The sequence below is a fragment of the Halomonas beimenensis genome, assembly GCF_002549795.1.
GTDB classification, from domain to species: domain Bacteria; phylum Pseudomonadota; class Gammaproteobacteria; order Pseudomonadales; family Halomonadaceae; genus Halomonas; species Halomonas beimenensis.
On sequence record NZ_CP021435.1, the window covers coordinates 1,259,698 to 1,276,430 of the forward strand.

Annotated in this window: 16 protein-coding genes and 1 other RNA gene; 13 read left to right on the forward strand and 4 right to left on the reverse strand. The window is 71.5% G+C overall.

Going from position 1 to position 16,733, the window contains the following annotated elements; translation table 11 throughout:
* The first annotated feature begins 97 nt into the window (after nt 1-97).
* Nucleotides 98-724, forward strand: coding sequence for a stringent starvation protein SspA (gene sspA / locus BEI_RS05990; protein ID WP_097788658.1), 627 nt, complete (start codon nt 98-100; stop codon nt 722-724).
* Between the two features lie 54 nt (nt 725-778).
* Complete coding sequence (locus tag BEI_RS05995) at nt 779-1,252, forward strand: ClpXP protease specificity-enhancing factor (protein WP_097788659.1); 474 nt, start codon at nt 779-781, stop codon at nt 1,250-1,252.
* An 81-nt stretch (nt 1,253-1,333) separates the two neighbouring features.
* Here the strand turns inward: BEI_RS05995 and BEI_RS06000 are convergent, their stop codons facing one another.
* Genes BEI_RS06000 through BEI_RS06015 form a run of 4 tightly spaced genes read right to left on the reverse strand, consistent with a single transcriptional unit; the run spans nt 1,334 to nt 4,645 of the window.
* Complete coding sequence (locus tag BEI_RS06000; protein WP_097791013.1) at nt 1,334-1,912, reverse strand: BON domain-containing protein; 579 nt, start codon at nt 1,910-1,912, stop codon at nt 1,334-1,336.
* 5 nt (nt 1,913-1,917) lie between these two features.
* Entirely contained in the window at nt 1,918-2,511 is a 594-nt protein-coding gene (locus BEI_RS06005; RefSeq protein WP_097788660.1) for a phosphoheptose isomerase, read from the reverse strand.
* Between the two features lie 21 nt (nt 2,512-2,532).
* The gene (locus BEI_RS06010; protein ID WP_097788661.1) at nt 2,533-2,901 is read right to left on the reverse strand and encodes a YraN family protein; all 369 of its coding nucleotides are present in this window, start codon (nt 2,899-2,901) and stop codon (nt 2,533-2,535) included.
* Nucleotides 2,885-4,645: a penicillin-binding protein activator gene (locus BEI_RS06015; protein ID WP_097788662.1), complete on the reverse strand. Its 1,761-nt coding sequence runs from the start codon at nt 4,643-4,645 to the stop codon at nt 2,885-2,887. Before BEI_RS06015 ends, BEI_RS06010 begins: the two co-directional genes overlap by 17 nt.
* Nucleotides 4,646-4,691: 46 nt before the next feature.
* Between BEI_RS06015 and rsmI the strand changes: the two genes are divergently transcribed.
* From rsmI to murG, 11 genes are all read left to right on the forward strand, one after another.
* Nucleotides 4,692-5,555, forward strand: coding sequence for a 16S rRNA (cytidine(1402)-2'-O)-methyltransferase (rsmI, locus tag BEI_RS06020; protein WP_097788663.1), 864 nt, complete (start codon nt 4,692-4,694; stop codon nt 5,553-5,555).
* Between the two features lie 32 nt (nt 5,556-5,587).
* An RNA gene (gene rnpB, locus BEI_RS06025) (RNase P RNA component class A) lies at nt 5,588-5,940 on the forward strand.
* Between the two features lie 52 nt (nt 5,941-5,992).
* Nucleotides 5,993-6,949 carry a 16S rRNA (cytosine(1402)-N(4))-methyltransferase RsmH gene (gene rsmH / locus BEI_RS06030; RefSeq protein ID WP_097788664.1) on the forward strand — a complete coding sequence of 319 codons (957 nt, stop codon included), beginning with the start codon at nt 5,993-5,995 and terminating at the stop codon, nt 6,947-6,949.
* A gap of 9 nt (nt 6,950-6,958) precedes the next feature.
* A complete protein-coding gene (ftsL, locus tag BEI_RS06035; RefSeq protein WP_097788665.1) occupies nt 6,959-7,276 on the forward strand; it encodes a cell division protein FtsL in 318 nt (105 codons plus the stop codon).
* A complete protein-coding gene (locus BEI_RS06040; RefSeq protein ID WP_097788666.1) occupies nt 7,273-8,994 on the forward strand; it encodes a peptidoglycan D,D-transpeptidase FtsI family protein in 1,722 nt (573 codons plus the stop codon). The genes ftsL and BEI_RS06040 overlap by 4 nt, the downstream gene beginning before the upstream one ends.
* A gap of 36 nt (nt 8,995-9,030) precedes the next feature.
* The gene (locus tag BEI_RS06045) at nt 9,031-10,539 is read left to right on the forward strand and encodes a UDP-N-acetylmuramoyl-L-alanyl-D-glutamate--2,6-diaminopimelate ligase (protein ID WP_097788667.1); all 1,509 of its coding nucleotides are present in this window, start codon (nt 9,031-9,033) and stop codon (nt 10,537-10,539) included.
* Complete coding sequence (locus BEI_RS06050; protein WP_097788668.1) at nt 10,536-11,903, forward strand: UDP-N-acetylmuramoyl-tripeptide--D-alanyl-D-alanine ligase; 1,368 nt, start codon at nt 10,536-10,538, stop codon at nt 11,901-11,903. Before BEI_RS06045 ends, BEI_RS06050 begins: the two co-directional genes overlap by 4 nt.
* Before the next feature lie 8 nt (nt 11,904-11,911).
* Nucleotides 11,912-12,994 carry a phospho-N-acetylmuramoyl-pentapeptide-transferase gene (mraY, locus tag BEI_RS06055; protein WP_097788669.1) on the forward strand — a complete coding sequence of 361 codons (1,083 nt, stop codon included), beginning with the start codon at nt 11,912-11,914 and terminating at the stop codon, nt 12,992-12,994.
* 43 nt (nt 12,995-13,037) lie between these two features.
* Nucleotides 13,038-14,426: a UDP-N-acetylmuramoyl-L-alanine--D-glutamate ligase gene (gene murD / locus BEI_RS06060; protein ID WP_097788670.1), complete on the forward strand. Its 1,389-nt coding sequence runs from the start codon at nt 13,038-13,040 to the stop codon at nt 14,424-14,426.
* Nucleotides 14,423-15,631: a putative lipid II flippase FtsW gene (gene ftsW / locus BEI_RS06065; RefSeq protein WP_097788671.1), complete on the forward strand. Its 1,209-nt coding sequence runs from the start codon at nt 14,423-14,425 to the stop codon at nt 15,629-15,631. The genes murD and ftsW overlap by 4 nt, the downstream gene beginning before the upstream one ends.
* Complete coding sequence (murG, locus tag BEI_RS06070; RefSeq protein WP_097788672.1) at nt 15,628-16,713, forward strand: undecaprenyldiphospho-muramoylpentapeptide beta-N-acetylglucosaminyltransferase; 1,086 nt, start codon at nt 15,628-15,630, stop codon at nt 16,711-16,713. The genes ftsW and murG overlap by 4 nt, the downstream gene beginning before the upstream one ends.
* Nucleotides 16,714-16,733: the final 20 nt, after the last annotated feature.

The following is a 16,733-nucleotide window of genomic DNA, read 5'->3' on the forward strand; positions in this document are numbered from 1 at the left end:
GGCCATGGCCATGCGCCCCTGCGCGATCTTAGGCGACGCCCCGGGAGTGGGTGCGTCGTGTTATCATCTCGGCACGAACTGATGCGAGGATTGTTTCATGGGTGTAGTGGCCAAGCGGTCGTCGATGACCTTCTACTCCGGGGGCGATGATCATTACAGTCATCGGGTGCGTATCGTGCTCGCCGAGAAGGGCGTGGCGGTGGACATCGTCGAGGTCACGGATGAGCATCACCCGGAGGAGCTCGCCGATCTCAACCCTTACAACAGCGTGCCCACGCTGATCGACCGCGATCTGGTGCTCTACGAGTCCAAGGTGATGATGGAGTACCTCGACGAGCGTTTCCCGCATCCCCCGCTGCTGCCGGTGTATCCGGTGGCTCGCGCCCAGAGCCGGCTCTGGATGCATCGCATCGAGCGCGAGTGGTGCCCGCTGGTCGAGCAGATCCGGCAGGGTGCCAAGAAGGAGGCCGAGAAGGCGCGCAAGGAGCTGCGCGAGAGCCTGGTCGGCATCTCGCCGATCTTCGAGGACATGCCGTTCTTCATGAGCGAGGAGTTCACCCTCGTCGACTGTTGCCTGGCCCCCATCCTGTGGCGGCTGCCGGTGCTCGGCATCGAACTCCCGGAAAAGCAGGTCAAGCCGCTGATGGGCTACATGGAGCGGGTCTTCGACCGCGAGGGGTTCAAGGCCTCGCTGAGCGAGGGCGAACGCGAGATGCGCCCCTGACATCCCTTCATGCCCCGGCCGCGCCGGGGCCCCGAACCCAGGAGGGCCAAACCGATGCAGTCTAGTCGTCCCTATATCGCCCGGGCCCTGTACGAGTGGTTGCTGGACAACGAGCTGACCCCCTACATCGTGGTGGATGCCGAGCAGGAAGGCGTCGAGGTGCCGAGGCAGTTCGTGCAGAACGGGCAGATCGTGCTCAACCTCGGCGTCACCGCCGTCCGCGACCTGTCCATGGACAACGAGGCCATCAGCTTCTCCGCGCGCTTCGGCGGCCAGCCGATGCGGGTCATGGTGCCCACCGAGGCGCTGATCGCGCTCTACGCCCGGGAAAACGGCGTGGGCATGGTCTTCGGCCACGAGCCGGTCATGCCATCGGCGGCCGGCGTCGACCCCGACGAGGAGCCAGGCGCCGAACGGAGCGGGCCGTCGCTGTCGAGCGTCGAGGATGCCGAGCCCGGTGAGTCCACCTCCGAAGGCGACGCGGAGGCGCCGAAGAAAGGGCGTCCCTCGCTGCGCGTGGTCAAGTGACCGAGGCGTCCGCCCGGGGCGGGCGCCCACGAAAAACGGCAGGCCTTCGGGCCTGCCGTTTTCTTTCATGGGCGGCGGGGGTCAGTCCAGGTAGTCGAAGACCTTGACGATACGCCGCATGCCGCCGGTATTGCGCACCGCGGCGACGATGCGATCGGCCTCCGACCGGCTGACGATCCCCATCAGGTAGACGCTGTCGTTCTCGGTGACGATGCGCAGTCGGCTGGAGTCGATGGCCTCGTTGGCCACCAGGGCCGTGCGCACCCGCGTATGCAGCCAGGTGTCGGCGAGACGCTCGCCGGCCGGGAGGTTGGCGGCGATGGCCAACTCGTTGTGGACCCGGCGCACGTTGCGCACCTGGCCGGCGACGCGTTCGGCCATGGCCTTGAGTTCCTGGCTGGGTACCTGGCCGGTGAGCAGCACCACGCCGTTGAAGCTGTCGACGTTGATGCGGGCATCGCCGAGCCTGGCGTCGGTGCTGGCGAGGTTGTGGGCGATCTTGGTCTCGATGCTCTCGTCCTCGACCCTGGTGCCGAGGGTGCGTTCGCCGTAGTTCTCCTCGATGGTGCCGGGATGGGTGACGGAGGTCACGGCGGTGCAGCCGGACAGGGCCTGGAGCAGGGCCAGGGACAGGCCGAGGAAGCGGGACTTGTAGGACATGGGCATCACTCGCTCGCGCCGAAGAGTTGTTCGTCGATCAGGTCGCACAGGCAGTGGATCACCAGCAGGTGAACCTCCTGGATGCGCGCGGTGGAGGTGGCGGGCACCCGGATCTCGCAGTCGTCCTGGCCCAGCAGGGAGGCCATGTTGCCCCCATCCCGGCCGGTCAGGGCGACGACGGTCATCTCGCGATCATGGGCGGCCTGGATGGCCTGGATGACGTTGCCGGAGTTGCCGCTGGTGGAGATCGCCAGCAGGACGTCGCCGGGCTGGCCCAGTGCGCGCACCTGCTTGGAATACACCTCGTTGTAGCTGTAGTCGTTGGCGATCGAGGTCAGCGTCGAGGTATCGGTGGTCAGCGCCAGGGCGGGGAGGCTGGGGCGCTCGCGCTCGAAGCGGTTGAGCAGCTCGGAGGAGAAATGCTGGCTGTCGCCGGCGCTGCCGCCGTTGCCGCAGGCCAGGATCTTCCCTTCGTTGACCAGGGCCTGCACCATCATCTGGCTGGCGACCTCGATGAAGGGCGGCAGCACCTCGCTGGCGTAGGTCTTGGTGTCGATGCTGGCGTTGAAGTGTCCGAGAATGCGGTTCTGGAAATCCATCTTGGCTTCCTGGTCCTTGGGTCAGAACGCTTCGAAGGCGCCGGGCACCCACTGGAACTCGAGGTGGGGTGGGGTGCCGGTCACGGCCAGCACATCGAAGCGGCAGGCACATGATAGCCCGTTGCGCTGCAGATAAAAACGCGCCGCCCGGATCAGGCGGCGGCGCTTGGCGGCGGTGACGGTCTCGAGCGGGTGACCGTGACGGCTGTCGGCGCGATGGCGCACCTCCACGAACACCAGGGTCCCGCCGTCGCGCATGACCAGGTCGAGCTCGCCGCCCTTGGCGTGCTGGTTGGCGGCCTCCAGGACCAGGCCCCGGTCGGTCAGCCAGTCGGCGGCGAGGCGCTCGATCCGGGCGCCCCGGGCCCGGGCGTCAGAGGGCCCGGCCATCGGTGAAGCGACGCAGGTCGATGGCCGGCTGGGGCACGCCGTCCTGGAAGCGTGCCCAGGGGAGCGCGCGGCGGATGCGCCCATCGTCGCTCGCGCTCAGGGTGCCGGTGGCTCCGAACAGCTCGCTGCCCGGGATGGCCTGGAACTGCGGCAGGCGCCGGGCCAGCTCGTAGGCGTCCACGCCCATGGCCATCAGCCGGAACATCGCCGGATCCGACTCCTCGCGCAGCTGCCGGTAGCTGTCGAGGAAGGGCAGGGCCTCCTCGCCACCCACGGCCGCGTCGGGAATCTGCCAGGGAATGTCGAGGAACATCACCCCGTCGAGATCCTGGTCGAGGCGCGGCTGCGGACGCCCCTCGTAGAGATGGGAGGTGGCATACACCGGCAGGTCATCCTCGTAGGCGTAGTAGTCGATGGTCGGCGGGACCTGGCGGGCATAGTCGGGCAGCGCCAGCAGGAAGAGCATGTCGGGCCGGGTCGATCCCAGGGCGCGACGGGTGCTCTCGGTGGCCGGCATGCCGGGGTTGTAGCGGACGGCGTTGGCGATCTCCCCGTCCCGCTCCCGCCAGGCGGCGGCGAAGGCCTCGCCCACCCGGCGGCCCCAGGCGTTGTCCGGCACCAGCAACGATGCCGTGCGGTGACCGTCCTGCCGCCCCCGGGCGGCGACCTGGCGAGCCTCGTCCTCGGCGGACAGGCCGTACTGGAAGAGCCCCTCGGCGCCATTGCGCTGGGCCTGGCCGTAGTTCAGGGCGAGGGTGGGCATGGGCACCCGATCGCGGCCTTCCAGGGCGCTGACCGCCTCCTTGTCCAGCGGGCCGAGCACCACCTGGGCGCCTCGGTTGCGGGCCTCCTCGTAGAGGCCGTCCAGGGAGCCCCGGCTGGAATCCAGGAAGGTCAGGCGGGCGCCGCTGGAGCCCGTGTTCACGCTGTTCAGGTGATGGGCCCGGATGCCTTCCTCGATGGCATCGGCGACGCCGGCCAGGGGACCCGACTCGGGCAGGAAGACGGCGATGTGGCGTACCTCCCGCCCACGCAGCTCACGCAGTGCCAGGATGTCCGAGGGCAGGCGCCGGGCCGCCGGATGTTCCGGGTAGCGGCTGCGCCAGTCGTCGAGCCGCGTGAACAGGCGCTGGATGTCGCCGCTCTCGCTGCGCACCAGGTCGGCCAGCGCCAGCCAGGCGAGGGTGGGCTCGGCGGCGCCCTCGCGCAGTTCCTCGATGGCGCCCGGGGCCAGCCGGGAGAGCGGCTCCCAGATGGGATCGTTGAGATCGAGGCGCCCTGTCTCGGCCTGCAGCCGCATCAGCACCCGGGCGGCGGCCTGCGGCTCATCGACCTGGGCCAGGGCGCGGCCCTGGCGTTCCCGCAGCAGATTGGCATCAGCCCGGGAAAAGCGCACCTCGTCCAGCAACTGGGCGGCCTGGATCACCGCCCAGGGGTCGCCCTGGGTCTCGCCCAGGTCCGAGAGCAGCAAGGCCCAGCGGACTCGCGCCTCGGCGGGAAGCCGGCTGTCGTCGATCGCCTTGGCGACCTCCAGCGCCTGGGGGCGGCGCCCCTGGCGTGCTAGGATGTCGGCCGCCTCCAGCCGCGACCGCGCGGCCTGCTCGGGAGCCTGCTGCTCCGCTCCCGCCAGCAGCTGGTCCGGGTCGGCGGGGGGACGCTGGGTGATGGCGGGCTGGTAGGCGCAGCCGGCCAGGGTCAGCGCCAGGAGCGCGGCGGCCAGCAGGCCGCGAGACGAAGTCTTCATGAATCCTTCCTTGTCCTCATGTGCGGGATGCATGCCAGGAGCCGAAATGTCAGACGCCATCGCAGGGGTATTGTACGTGGTCGCCACGCCGATTGGGAATCTGGAGGACCTCAGCCCTCGGGCCGCCCGGTTGCTGGGCGAGGTCGACCTGGTGGCGGCCGAGGATACCCGGCACACGGCGCGGCTGCTGCGCCACCTGGGCATCGCCCCGCCGATGCTGTCGCTGCACGAGCACAACGAGGCCGCCCGGGTCGCCCAGCTCGACGCGCGGCTCGCCGCCGGCGAGAGGGTGGCCCTGGTCAGCGATGCCGGCACCCCCTTGATCAGCGACCCGGGGTTCGTGCTGGTGCGAGAGCTTCGACAGCGCGGGCGGCGGGTGGTGCCCGTGCCCGGTCCCTGTGCCCTGGTCACGGCGCTCTCGGCGGCCGGCCTGCCCACCGACCGCTTCGTCTTCCAGGGCTTCCTGCCGGCCAAGGGGGGCGCGCGTCGCGGCCGTCTCGAGGCCCTGGCCGAGCGGGAGGAGACCCTGGTCTTCTACGAGTCCCCGCACCGCATCCGCGATACCCTGGCCGATATCGCCGGGAGCCTGGGTGAGCGTCGGGTGGTGCTCGCCCGGGAGTTGACCAAGACCTACGAGACCTTCCTCGACGGCTCCGCCGAGACGCTGATGGGGCGCCTGGCCGAGGATCCGGACCAGGCCCGGGGCGAGTTCGTGGTCATGGTGGCCGGAGCCCCGCCCCGTGAGGCCGGCGAGGCCTCGGCCGTGGAGGCCGATACCCTGCTGATCGCCCTGCTCACCGAGGGGGTCGGGGTCAAGCAGGCCGCGGCGGTGACCACCCGGCTGCTGGGCGGCGCCAAGAAGGCCTGGTACGCCCGGGCCCAGGCGCTCAAGGACGGGCGCGAAGATTGAGAGGGGGGCAGGGCGCTGGTATGCTTGCCGCGGGAGTTGGCCAGACAGTCGCCGCCGGCGTATGCCGGGGGAGGAAAGTCCGGGCTCCACAGGGCAGAGTGCCAGGTAACGCCTGGGCGGCGCGAGCCGACGGAAAGTGCAGCAGAGAGCAGACCGCCTACGTCTCCCGCGGGAGGCCGGTAAGGGTGAAAGGGTGCGGTAAGAGCGCACCGCGCGCCTGGTAACAGTGCGTGGCACGGTAAACCCCACTCGGAGCAAGACCAAATAGGAACCCCATGGCGTGGCCCGCGTCGGGTTCGGGTAGGTTGCTCGAGGACGACGGTGACGTCGCCCCTAGAGGAATGGCTGTCCACGACAGAACCCGGCTTATCGGCCGACTCCCCCCGTTTTCCCCGCCGTCCCCCTCGGCATTCCCGGCAGCCCTCGACGAGAAGTGCATGACGTCCTCCGCCCCCGAACAATCCGCCCGCGGCTTTCGCCATGCCAGCGTCCTGCTCGACGGCGCCGTCGATGCCCTGATCCACGACCCGGCCGGCGCCTACCTGGACGGCACCTTCGGTCGTGGCGGCCACTCCCGGGCGATCCTCGCGCGGCTGGCGCCCGAGGGGCGACTTCTGGCCATCGACCGCGATCCGCAGGCGATCGCCGAGCCGGCAACCATCGCCGATCCGCGCTTCTCCATCGAGCAGGGCGAGTTCGCCCGGCTGGGCGAGATCGCCGAGGCCCACGGCCTGCACGGCGGACTGGCCGGCATCCTGCTCGACGTCGGCGTCTCCTCGCCCCAGCTCGACGACCCGGAGCGCGGCTTCAGCTTCCTGCGCGACGGCCCTCTGGACATGCGCATGGACCCGAGCCGCGGCGAGAGTGCCGCGGACTGGCTGGCCCGCGCCCCCGAGGGCGAGATCGCCCGGGTCTTCAAGACCTACGGCGAGGAGCGCTTCGCCCGCCGGCTGGCGCGGGCCATCGTCGAGCGCCGCGTCGAGCGGCCCTTCACCCGGACCGCCGACCTGGCCGAGGTGATCAAGGCCGCCCATCCCGCCTGGGAGAAGGGCAAGCATCCGGCCACCCGGGCCTTCCAGGCCCTGCGCATCCAGGTCAACGGCGAGCTCGACCAGCTCGACGCCGCCCTGGCGGCCGCCCTGGAGGCCCTGGCCCCCGGCGGCCACCTGGTGGTGATCAGCTTCCACTCCCTGGAGGATCGCCGCGTCAAGCGCTTCATTCGCGATCACGTGCGCGGCGACACTCACCTTCCCAAGGGCGTGCCCCTGCGTGACGACCAGCTCCACCGTCGCCTGGAGGCCCTGGGCAAGGCACGCCGACCCGGGCCGGAGGAGGTCGAGGCCAATCCCCGCGCCCGCAGCGCGGTGATGCGGGCGGCGCGCAAGCGCTACTGAGGTCGCGGCATGGCTCAGGGACGCGTCTCCGTCTATCGCTGGCCGCTGCGCCTTCGCCCGACCCTGGCGCTGGTGGTCAACGGCGTCTTGCTGCTGGCCTGCCTGGGCGCCGCCCTGGCGGTGATCGCCACCAGCCACCTGACCCGTGAGCAGTACGCGCGCCTCCAGCAGCTCGAGCGCGAGCAGCAGCAACTGCAGACCGAGTGGGGCCAGCTGCTGCTCGAGGAGGGCGCCTGGTCGTCCCCGGCGCGCATCGAGCGCCTGGCCAGCGAGCGCCTGGAGATGCGCCTGCCGGCCATCGAGGAAGTGGAGGTCATCCGGCGATGAGTCCTGCGCCCGGCGGTGCCGCCACCCCGCGCACGCCGTCCCCCATGGCCCCCATGGGCCGCGCCCGCTATCGGCTGGTGATGGGGTTGGTGTTGCTCGGCCTGGCGCTGCTGGCCGGACGCATCGTCGACCTGCACGTCTTCGACCGCTCCTTCCTCCAGGGGCAGGGCGATGCCCGGACGCTGCGCGTCCACGAGATTCCCGCCCACCGCGGCATGATCACCGACCGCCACGGCGAGCCCCTGGCCATCTCGACCCCGGTGGTGACCCTCTGGGCGAACCCTCAGGACCTTCCCGACGATGGCATCCAGCGGCTGCAGCTGGCCCGGGCCCTGGGGCAGGACCTGGACGCCCTGGAGGCGCGGCTGGCGCGCTATGCGGATCGCGAGTTCATGTACCTGCGCCGGCGCATGACCCCCGAGGCCGCCCAGCGGGTGCTGGACCTGCGGATCCCCGGGGTCCACAAGCGCGAGGAGTACAAGCGCTACTACCCGGCCGGCGAGGTGGTCGCCCAGCTCATCGGCGTGACCAACATCGACGACCAGGGCCAGGAGGGCCTGGAGCTGGCCTACCAGCCCTATCTTGCCGGCGTGCCGGGGCGTCGGCGGGTGCTCAAGGACCGGCGTGGCCGTCTGGTTCGCGACCTGGCGGTGCTGCGCGAGGCCGAACCCGGCGGCGACCTGACCCTGTCTATCGATCAGCGGCTGCAGTACATGGCCTACCGGGAGCTCAAGGCGGCGGTGGACGAGCACGGTGCCGACGGCGGCGTGCTGGTGATGCTCGATGCCCGGACCGGCGAGGTGCTGGCCATGGCCAACCAGCCGTCCTACAACCCTAACGACCGCGCCGGCCTCGATCCCCGCGGGCTTCGCAACCGGGCCATCGTCGACGTCTTCGAGCCCGGCTCGGTGATGAAGCCGCTGGCCATGTCGGCCCTGCTCGAGACCGGGCGCTTCCCGCCCGGGACGGTGGTGGACACCTCGCCGGGCTGGATGGTCATCGACCGCTATACGATCAAGGACATTCGCAACTACGGCGAGCTGACCCTGGCCGGGATCCTCGAGAAGTCCTCCAACATCGGCATGTCCAGGCTGACCCTCCAGCTCGACGATCCCGTGGTGCCCGATCGTTACCGGGCGCTGGGCTTCGATCAGGCCCCCGGGACCGGCTTCCCTGGGGAGGCGGGCGGCAGTGTGCCGGCCCCGATGCGCTGGTCCAGCAGCCAGTGGGCGGCGCTGTCCTACGGCTATGGGCTGTCGGTCTCCGCGCTGCAGCTGGCCAGCGCCTACACCGCCATCGCCAATCACGGCGAGCGCCTGCCGCCGTCCCTGCTGCGCCTGTCCCGGGCCCCCCAGGGGGAGCCCGTGATCGACCCCGAGGTCGCCGACCGCGTGCTGGCCATGATGGATCAGGTGGTCGAACCGGGCACCGGCGCCCGGCGTGCCCTGGTGCCGGGCTACAGCGTGGCGGGCAAGACCGGCACCGTGCGCAAGACCGGGGGGGAGGGCTACCAGGAGGACGCCTATCGCTCGCTGTTCGTGGGCATCGCCCCCGCCAGCGACCCGCGGCTGATCGCCGTGGTGATGATCGATCACCCCAGGGCCGGCGAGTACTATGGTGGCGCCGTGGCGGCGCCGGTCTTCTCCCGGGTCGCCGGCAGTGCCCTGCGCATCCTGGACGTGCCCCCCGACCGCCTGGAAAGCGACGACGATGCCTGATTCCCAGACCCTTTCCTCCCGCGACGAGAGATCCCCATGGACGTGACCGCCTCCCGCCTGATCGATGCGCTGGCCGCGCTCTGGCCACGCCAGCGCGAGGCCCTGATGGCCCTCGCCCTGCCCGAGCGCACCCGGCTGCGGCTGGACAGCCGTGCGCTGGCCCCCGGCGACGTCTTCGTCGCCGTGCCGGGCGTGACGGCGGACGGCCGCGACTTCGTGGAGGCCGCCCTGGCGGCCGGAGCGGCCCTGGTCCTGGCCCATGCCGAGGAAGGGCCCGGGGATCAAGCCGACGCCCGGGTGGTGGCCCTGCCTCACCTGCGCCAGCGCCTGGGGGAGCTGGGCCGAGCGCTCTTCGCGGTACCCGAGGAGCTCGAGCTGATCGGCGTCACCGGCACCAACGGGAAGAGCTCGGTGACCCACTATGTCGCCGCCTTGAGCGAGCGCCTGGGGCGCTCGGCCGGCATGATCGGCACCCTGGGCCACGGTCGCCCGGGGGCGATGCGCGAGGGCAGCCTGACCACGCCCGGTCCCCTGGCCCTGCAGGCCGCCCTCGGCGAGCTGGCCGCCGACGGCATCGAGCGGGTGGCCATGGAGGTGTCCTCCCATGCACTGGAGCAGGACCGCCTCGATGCGTGCCGGGTCCAGGCCGCCGTCTTCACCAACCTGAGCCGCGACCACCTGGATTATCACGGCAGCATGGCCGCCTATGCCGCGGCCAAGGCCCGGCTGTTCCGCCGCCGGGAGCTCGCCCTGGCGGTGGTCAACGCCGAGGATCCCCTGGCCCGGCTGATGCTGGCCGGCGTGCCGGAGGGCGTGCGGGTGCTGGCGGTCGGCGAGGACGAGGCGGTGACCCTGCGGGTGATGGACTGGATCCCCCATGCCGAGGGCCAGCGTGCCCTGATCGCCACCCCCGGGGGCGAGCGGGTGCTGTCGCTGCCGCTGATGGGGCGCTTCAACCTGACCAACGTGCTGCTGGCCATCGCCACCCTGCATGGCCTGGGCGAGGACCTGGAGGCGCTGTTCGAGGCGGCCGGCGAGCTGTCCCCGGTGCCGGGACGCATGCAGGCGCTCGTCGCCGAGGGGGCGCCCACGGTGGTGATCGACTATGCCCATACCCCGGACGCCCTGGAGAACGCCCTGCAGGGCCTGCGCGCCCACCTGCCGGATGCCGGCCGGCTGTGGTGCCTGTTCGGCTGCGGCGGCGACCGCGACGGCGGCAAACGCCCGCTGATGGCCGCCGCCGCCGAGCGTCATGCCGACCGATTGGTGATCACCGATGACAACCCCCGCAGCGAGGACCCGGCGACGATCCGCCGGTCGATCCTCGCCGGCCTGTCCGTGGCCGGCCGGGAGGCCGCCGAGGTCGTCGACGGCCGGGGGCAGGCCATCCGGGAGACCATCCGCCAGGCGGCGGACGACGACGTCATCCTGATCGCCGGCAAGGGGCACGAGACCTATCAGGAGATCCTCGGGGTCCGCCACGCCTTCTCCGACCTCGACGAGGCCGAGGCGGCCCTCGCCGCACGGCGGGGGGCCGGCGCATGAGCGGCGTGGGACTGGAGACCCTGGCCGAGGTGGCCCGGGCGCTGGGGCTGGCCGCGCCAGCCAGGAACCTCCCGGTGGGCGAGATCGTCACCGACACCCGCCGGCTCGCCCCCCGGGCGCTGTTCGTGGCGCTCGTCGGGGAGCGCTTCGACGGTCACGACTTCCTGGCCCGAGCCCGGGAGGCCGGCGCGGTAGCGGCCCTCGTCGAGCGCCGCGTCGACGACCCCCTGCCGCAGCTGGAGGTCGCCGACACCCGGCTCGCGCTGGGCCTGCTCGGTCGGGCCCGGCGCCGTGCCTGGGCCGGGCCCCTGGCGGCGGTGACCGGCAACAGCGGCAAGACCACCGTCAAGCAGATGCTGGCCACGCTGCTCGCCCGGCGCGGCGAGACGCTGGCCACCCGCGGCAACCTCAACAACGACATCGGGGCGCCCCTGACGCTGCTCGAGCTCGCGCCGTATCACCGTCAGGCGGTGGTGGAGCTCGGCGCCAACCACCTGGGCGAGATCGCCTGGACGGCCAGCCTGGCCGAGCCCCGGGTGGCGGTGATCACCAACGTCACCGGCGCCCACGTGGGGGAGTTCGGCGGCATGGGACGCATCGCCCAGGCCAAGGCCGAGATCCTGGCGTCGCTGCCCGGCGACGGGGTGGCGGTGCTCAACCGCGACGATCGCTACTTCGCCGCCTGGGCCAGCCTCGCCGCCCCGCGGGAGGTGCTGGACTTCGGTTTCTCCCCCTCGGCGCGTCTGCGTGCCGAGACACTGGTCTGCGATGCCCTCGGGCGCTATGCTTTCACGCTGTTTCTGGACGGCCGGGACCTGGGTCGGGTGAAACTGGCCCTGCTCGGCCGCCACAACGTGGCCAATGCCCTGGCGGCGGGAGCCGCCGCCCTGGCCATGGGGCTGTCGCCATCGGACGTGGTCGCCGGTCTCGAGGCCGTGACCCCCATGCCGGGCCGCCTCGATATCGTCGCCGGGGTCAAGGAAACCCGCCTGCTGGACGATACCTATAACGCCAACCCCGGGGCGGTGAAGGCCGCCCTCGACCTGCTGGTGAGCCTGCCCGGGCCTCACTGGTGCCTGCTCGGCGCGATGGGCGAGCTGGGGGAGGCCTCCGACCGGCTGCATGCCGAGGTCGGCGAACATGCCCGGGCACTGGGCATCGACTTCCTCGGCACGGTGGGCGAGGCCGCGCGGCCGGCGAGCCGCGCCTTCGGCGAGGCGGGGTGTCATTTCGACGATCGGGAGGCGCTGACGCGTCACGTCCTGGGTCATCTGCCGCCGGGGGCCAGCGTGCTGGTCAAGGGATCGCGTAGCGCCGGCATGGAAACCGTGGTCGCGGCGCTGCGCTCGGACGCATCAAGGTAAGGCATTACATGCTGCTCTTTCTGGCTGAACTACTGGCGCAATTCCAGAGCGCCTTCAACGTCTTCAACTATCTGACCCTGCGCATGATCCTGGGTACCCTGACGGCCCTGGTGCTGTGCCTGTGGCTGGGGCCCGTGGTCATCCGCCGCCTGGTGGAGCGTCAGATCGGGCAGGCCGTGCGCGACGACGGTCCCCAGTCGCACCTCTCCAAGGCGGGCACGCCGACCATGGGCGGCGCCATGATCCTGATGGCCATCGCCGTCAGCACCCTGCTGTGGGGGGACCTGACCAACCACTATGTCTGGGTGGTGCTGGCCGTGACCCTGGGCTTCGGCGCCATCGGCTGGGTCGACGACTATCGCAAGGTGGTCGAGAAGAACCCCCGGGGGCTGCCGGCCCGCTGGAAGTACTTCTGGCAGTCGGTGATCGGGCTGGCCGCGGCGGCCATCCTCTACGTCACCGCCGCCTCGCCGGTGGAGACCAGCCTGATCGTGCCGCTGTTCAAGGAGTTCGTGCTGCCGCTCGGGGTCTTCTACATCGTGCTGACCTACTTCGTGATCGTCGGCAGCTCCAACGCCGTCAACCTCACCGATGGCCTCGACGGCCTGGCGATCATGCCCACCGTCCTGGTGGCCATGGGGCTCGCCGTCTTCGCCTATGCCAGCGGGCATGCGGTCTTCGCCGACTACCTGCAGATCCCGATGATCCCCGGCGCCGGGGAGCTGGCGGTGTTCTGCGCCACCATCGCCGGGGCGGGACTGGGATTCCTGTGGTTCAACACCTATCCGGCCCAGGTCTTCATGGGCGACGTGGGGGCGCTCGCCCTGGGCGCCGCCCTGGGTGTGGTGGCGGTGATCGTGCGCCAGGAGATCGTGCTGTTCATCATGGGCGGCATCTTCGTCATGGAGACCGTCTCGGTGATCCTGCAGGTGGGCTCCTACAAGCTCACCGGCCGGCGGATCTTCCGCATGGCGCCGCTGCACCATCACTACGAACTCAAGGGCTGGCCGGAGCCGCGAGTCATCGTGCGCTTCTGGATCATCACCGTGGTGCTGGTGCTGCTGGGACTGGCCACCCTGAAGATTCGCTGAGGCTCCCCGGAGCCGTCACGTCCCAAACCGCGAGGAACCGCCGATGATCAAGGTGCCCAAGGGCGTCACCCTGGTGGTCGGGCTCGGGATCTCCGGGCGCGCCATCTGCCGCCACCTGCATCGCCTGGGCCGCCCCTTCATGGTCGCCGACACCCGGGGCGAGCCGCCGGGGCTGGCCGACTTCCGGGCGGCTCACCCCGGGGTGGCCTTCCACGGCGGTCCCCTGACCGAGCTCGACATGGACGAGGCCCGGGAGGTGGTGATCAGCCCCGGCGTGGATCCCCGCACCCCCGGCCTCGAGGCCCTGGCCGGGCGGGTCGGCGAGGGCGGCGACCCCCGGGTGGTCGGCGAGATCGCGCTCTTCGTGCGTGCGGCTCGCGCCCCCATCGCCGCCATCACCGGCGCCAACGCCAAGTCCACCGTGACCACCCTGCTCGGCGAGATGGCCGAGGAGGCCGGGGTCCGCGTCGCGGTGGGCGGCAACCTGGGCACCCCGGCCCTGGATCTGCTCGCCGCGTGCCCCGATGCCGAGCTGTTCGTGCTCGAGCTGTCGAGCTTCCAGCTCGAGACCACCCCCTGGCTCGGCGCCGAGACGGCGGCCTTCCTCAACCTCTCCGAGGACCATCTCGATCGCCACGGCGACCTCGCCGGCTATCGTCGCGCCAAGCTCGCCATCTTCCGGGGCGCCCGCCATGGCGTCGTCAACGCCGAGGACCCGGCGACCTGGCCGGATGTCCCGCCCCCGGCCCTGGAGCGGTTCGGCACCGGCATCCCCGGGGCGGGCGAGTGGGGGATCGCCGAGCACGACGACGGCACGGGGCCCCGGGACTGGCTGATGCACGGCGAGACGGCACTGATGCCGGCGTCGGCGGTGCGCCTGCCCGGACGTCATAACCAGGCCAATGCCCTGGCGGCGCTGGCCATGGGGCATCGCCTGGGCCTGGGGCTTCCCGCCATGCGCCGCGTCCTCGAGCGCTTCGCCGGTCTGGCGCATCGCGGCGAGCTGGTGGCCGAGATGGGCGGGGTGCGCTGGATCAACGACTCCAAGGGCACCAACGTCGGGGCGACCCTGGCCGCCATCGCCGGCCTGGGGCCGACCCTCGAGGGGCGCCTGATCCTGCTCGCCGGCGGCGTGGGCAAGGGGGCCGACTTCTCGCCCCTGGCCCCGCCCCTGGCCCGTCACGGGCGCGAGGCCATCCTCTTCGGACGCGACGCCGCGCGGCTGGCGGACGCGCTCGAGGGCAGCCTGCCCGTGACACGGGTCGACGATCTCGACGCCGCCATGGCCCGGGCCGCGGCGATCGCCGAGCCGGGTGACTGCGTGCTGCTGTCGCCGGCCTGTGCGAGCCTGGATCAGTTCCCCCACTACGAGGCTCGAGGCGAGGCCTTCCGCCGCGCGGTGGCGCGTATCACCGCGGGGGCCGGGCCGTGAGCCGCCTGGCCCGCTGGCGAGCGCGGCTGTCCACCGCCGACCAGCCCGTCGACGGCTGGCTGGTGGTCGCGGCCCTGGCCCTGTTGCTGATCGGCTGGGTGATGGTCACCTCGGCGTCCACCGGCGTGGCCTCGAGCCTGACCGGCAACGCCTGGTACTTCTCGCTGCGCCACGGCGCCTATGTGCTGCTCGGCCTGATCATCGCCGCCGCCGTGCTGCGGGTGCCCCTGGCCTGGTGGAAGGCCAACGGCCCGCTGCTGCTGCTGGTGGGGCTGGGGCTGCTGCTGCTGGTGCTGGTCGCCGGCCGCGAGGTCAACGGCAGCCGTCGCTGGCTGTCGCTGCCCGGCGTGCCCGTCAACCTTCAGCCCTCCGAGGTCGCCAAGCTGTGCCTGATCGCCTATCTGGCGGGCTATCTGGAGCGCTTCCTGCCCCAGGTCAGGCGCCAATGGGGCGCCTTCCTGCGGCCGCTGGTGGTCATGGCGCTGATGGGCGGGCTGTTGATCCTCGAGCCGGATTACGGGGCCGTGGTGGTGATGACCGGCACGGTGATGGGCATGCTGCTGATGGCCGGCGCGCCCTGGGGACGCTTCCTGCTGCTGCTGCTGCTGGTCGGTGCCCTGGGCGCCATCGCCGCCGTGGCCGAACCCTATCGCATGGCGCGGCTGACCAGCTTCGCCGATCCCTGGGCCGACCAGTTCGCCAGCGGTTACCAGCTCACCCAGGCGCTGATCGCCTTCGGCCGCGGCCACTGGTTCGGCACCGGGCTGGGCAACAGCGTGCAGAAGCTCTTCTACCTGCCCGAGGCCCACACCGACTTCGTCTTCGCCGTGCTGGCCGAGGAGCTGGGGCTGATCGGCGCCATCGCGGTGATCGGCCTCTTCGCGCTGCTGGTCTGGCGCGCCATGGCCGTGGGGCGGCGGGCCGAGCTGGCCGGGCTGGCCTTCGCCGCCTACCTGAGCTATGGCATCGCCCTGGTGATCGGCGCCCAGGCCTTCATCAACATCGCCGTGAGCACCGGCATGCTGCCCACCAAGGGGTTGACCCTGCCGCTGCTCAGCTACGGCGGCTCGAGCCTGGTGGTCAGCTGCGCGATGATGGCGATCCTGCTCCGGGTCGACATCGAGACCCGCCAGGCGGTGCGTCGGGCACGGCCGACGGCTCCGAGCCGCCGCCCTCCCGACCCGAAACGAGGAAGCGAAGCATGAATCGACGCGAAGGCCGTCGCGCCCTGATCATGGCCGGTGGCACCGGCGGGCACGTCATCCCGGCCCTGTCGCTGGCCCGGGCCCTGCAGGCCGAGGGGGTCGAGGTGGCCTGGCTGGGCAGCCCGCGGGGCATCGAGAACCGCCTGGTGCCAGAGGCCGGATTGCCGCTGCATCGCGTCGCCGTGAGCGGCCTGCGCGGGAAGGGGCTGGCCGGCTGGTTGCTGGCGCCCTGGCGGCTGGGGCGGGCCGTGGCTCAGGCCGGACGTGTCATCCGCGAGTTCGATCCCCAGCTCGTGGTGGGCATGGGGGGCTTCGCCAGTGGCCCCGGCGGGCTGGCCGCCTGGCTGATGCGTCGCCCCCTGGTCATCCACGAGCAGAACGCCGTGGCCGGCCTGACCAACCGCGCCCTGGCCCGGCTCTCTCGCCGCGTCTACGCGGCCTTCCCCCAGGCCTTCCCGGGGCGCGCCGAGGTGGTCGGCAACCCGGTGCGATCCGACATCGCCGCCCTCGGGGAGCGCCCGCGGTCCGACGCCATCATGCGTGACCGACCGCTGCGACTGCTGGTGGTAGGGGGCTCCCTGGGGGCGCTGGCGCTCAACCGTGGCCTGCCCGAGGCCCTGGCACGCCTGCCGGCGGAGCGTCGCCCCGAGGTCCATCACCAGGCCGGGCGCGACAAGGATGCCGCCACCCGGGAGGCCTATGAGCAGCACGGCATCGAAGCGGAAGTCACGGCCTTCATCGACGACATGGCGGCCGCCTACGATTGGGCCGACCTGGTGGTGTGCCGGGCCGGGGCGTTGACCGTGGCGGAACTGGCGGCGGCCGCCAAGCCGGCGCTCTTCGTGCCCTTCCCCCATGCCGTGGATGATCACCAGACCGCCAATGCCGCGGCCCTGGTCGCCGAGGGGGCCGCGGCCCTGATGCCCCAGTCCGAGATGCATGCGGCGACGCTGGCCGACCGGCTGGCGACGCTGCTCGACCCCGACACCCTTGCCACCATGGCCGCGAAGGCGCGATGCTGCGCCCATCTCGACGCCGTCGAGCGGCTGGTGGCCGGTTGCAAGGAGACAGCTTGTGAGTGACGAGACCCTAGGGCCGGTTC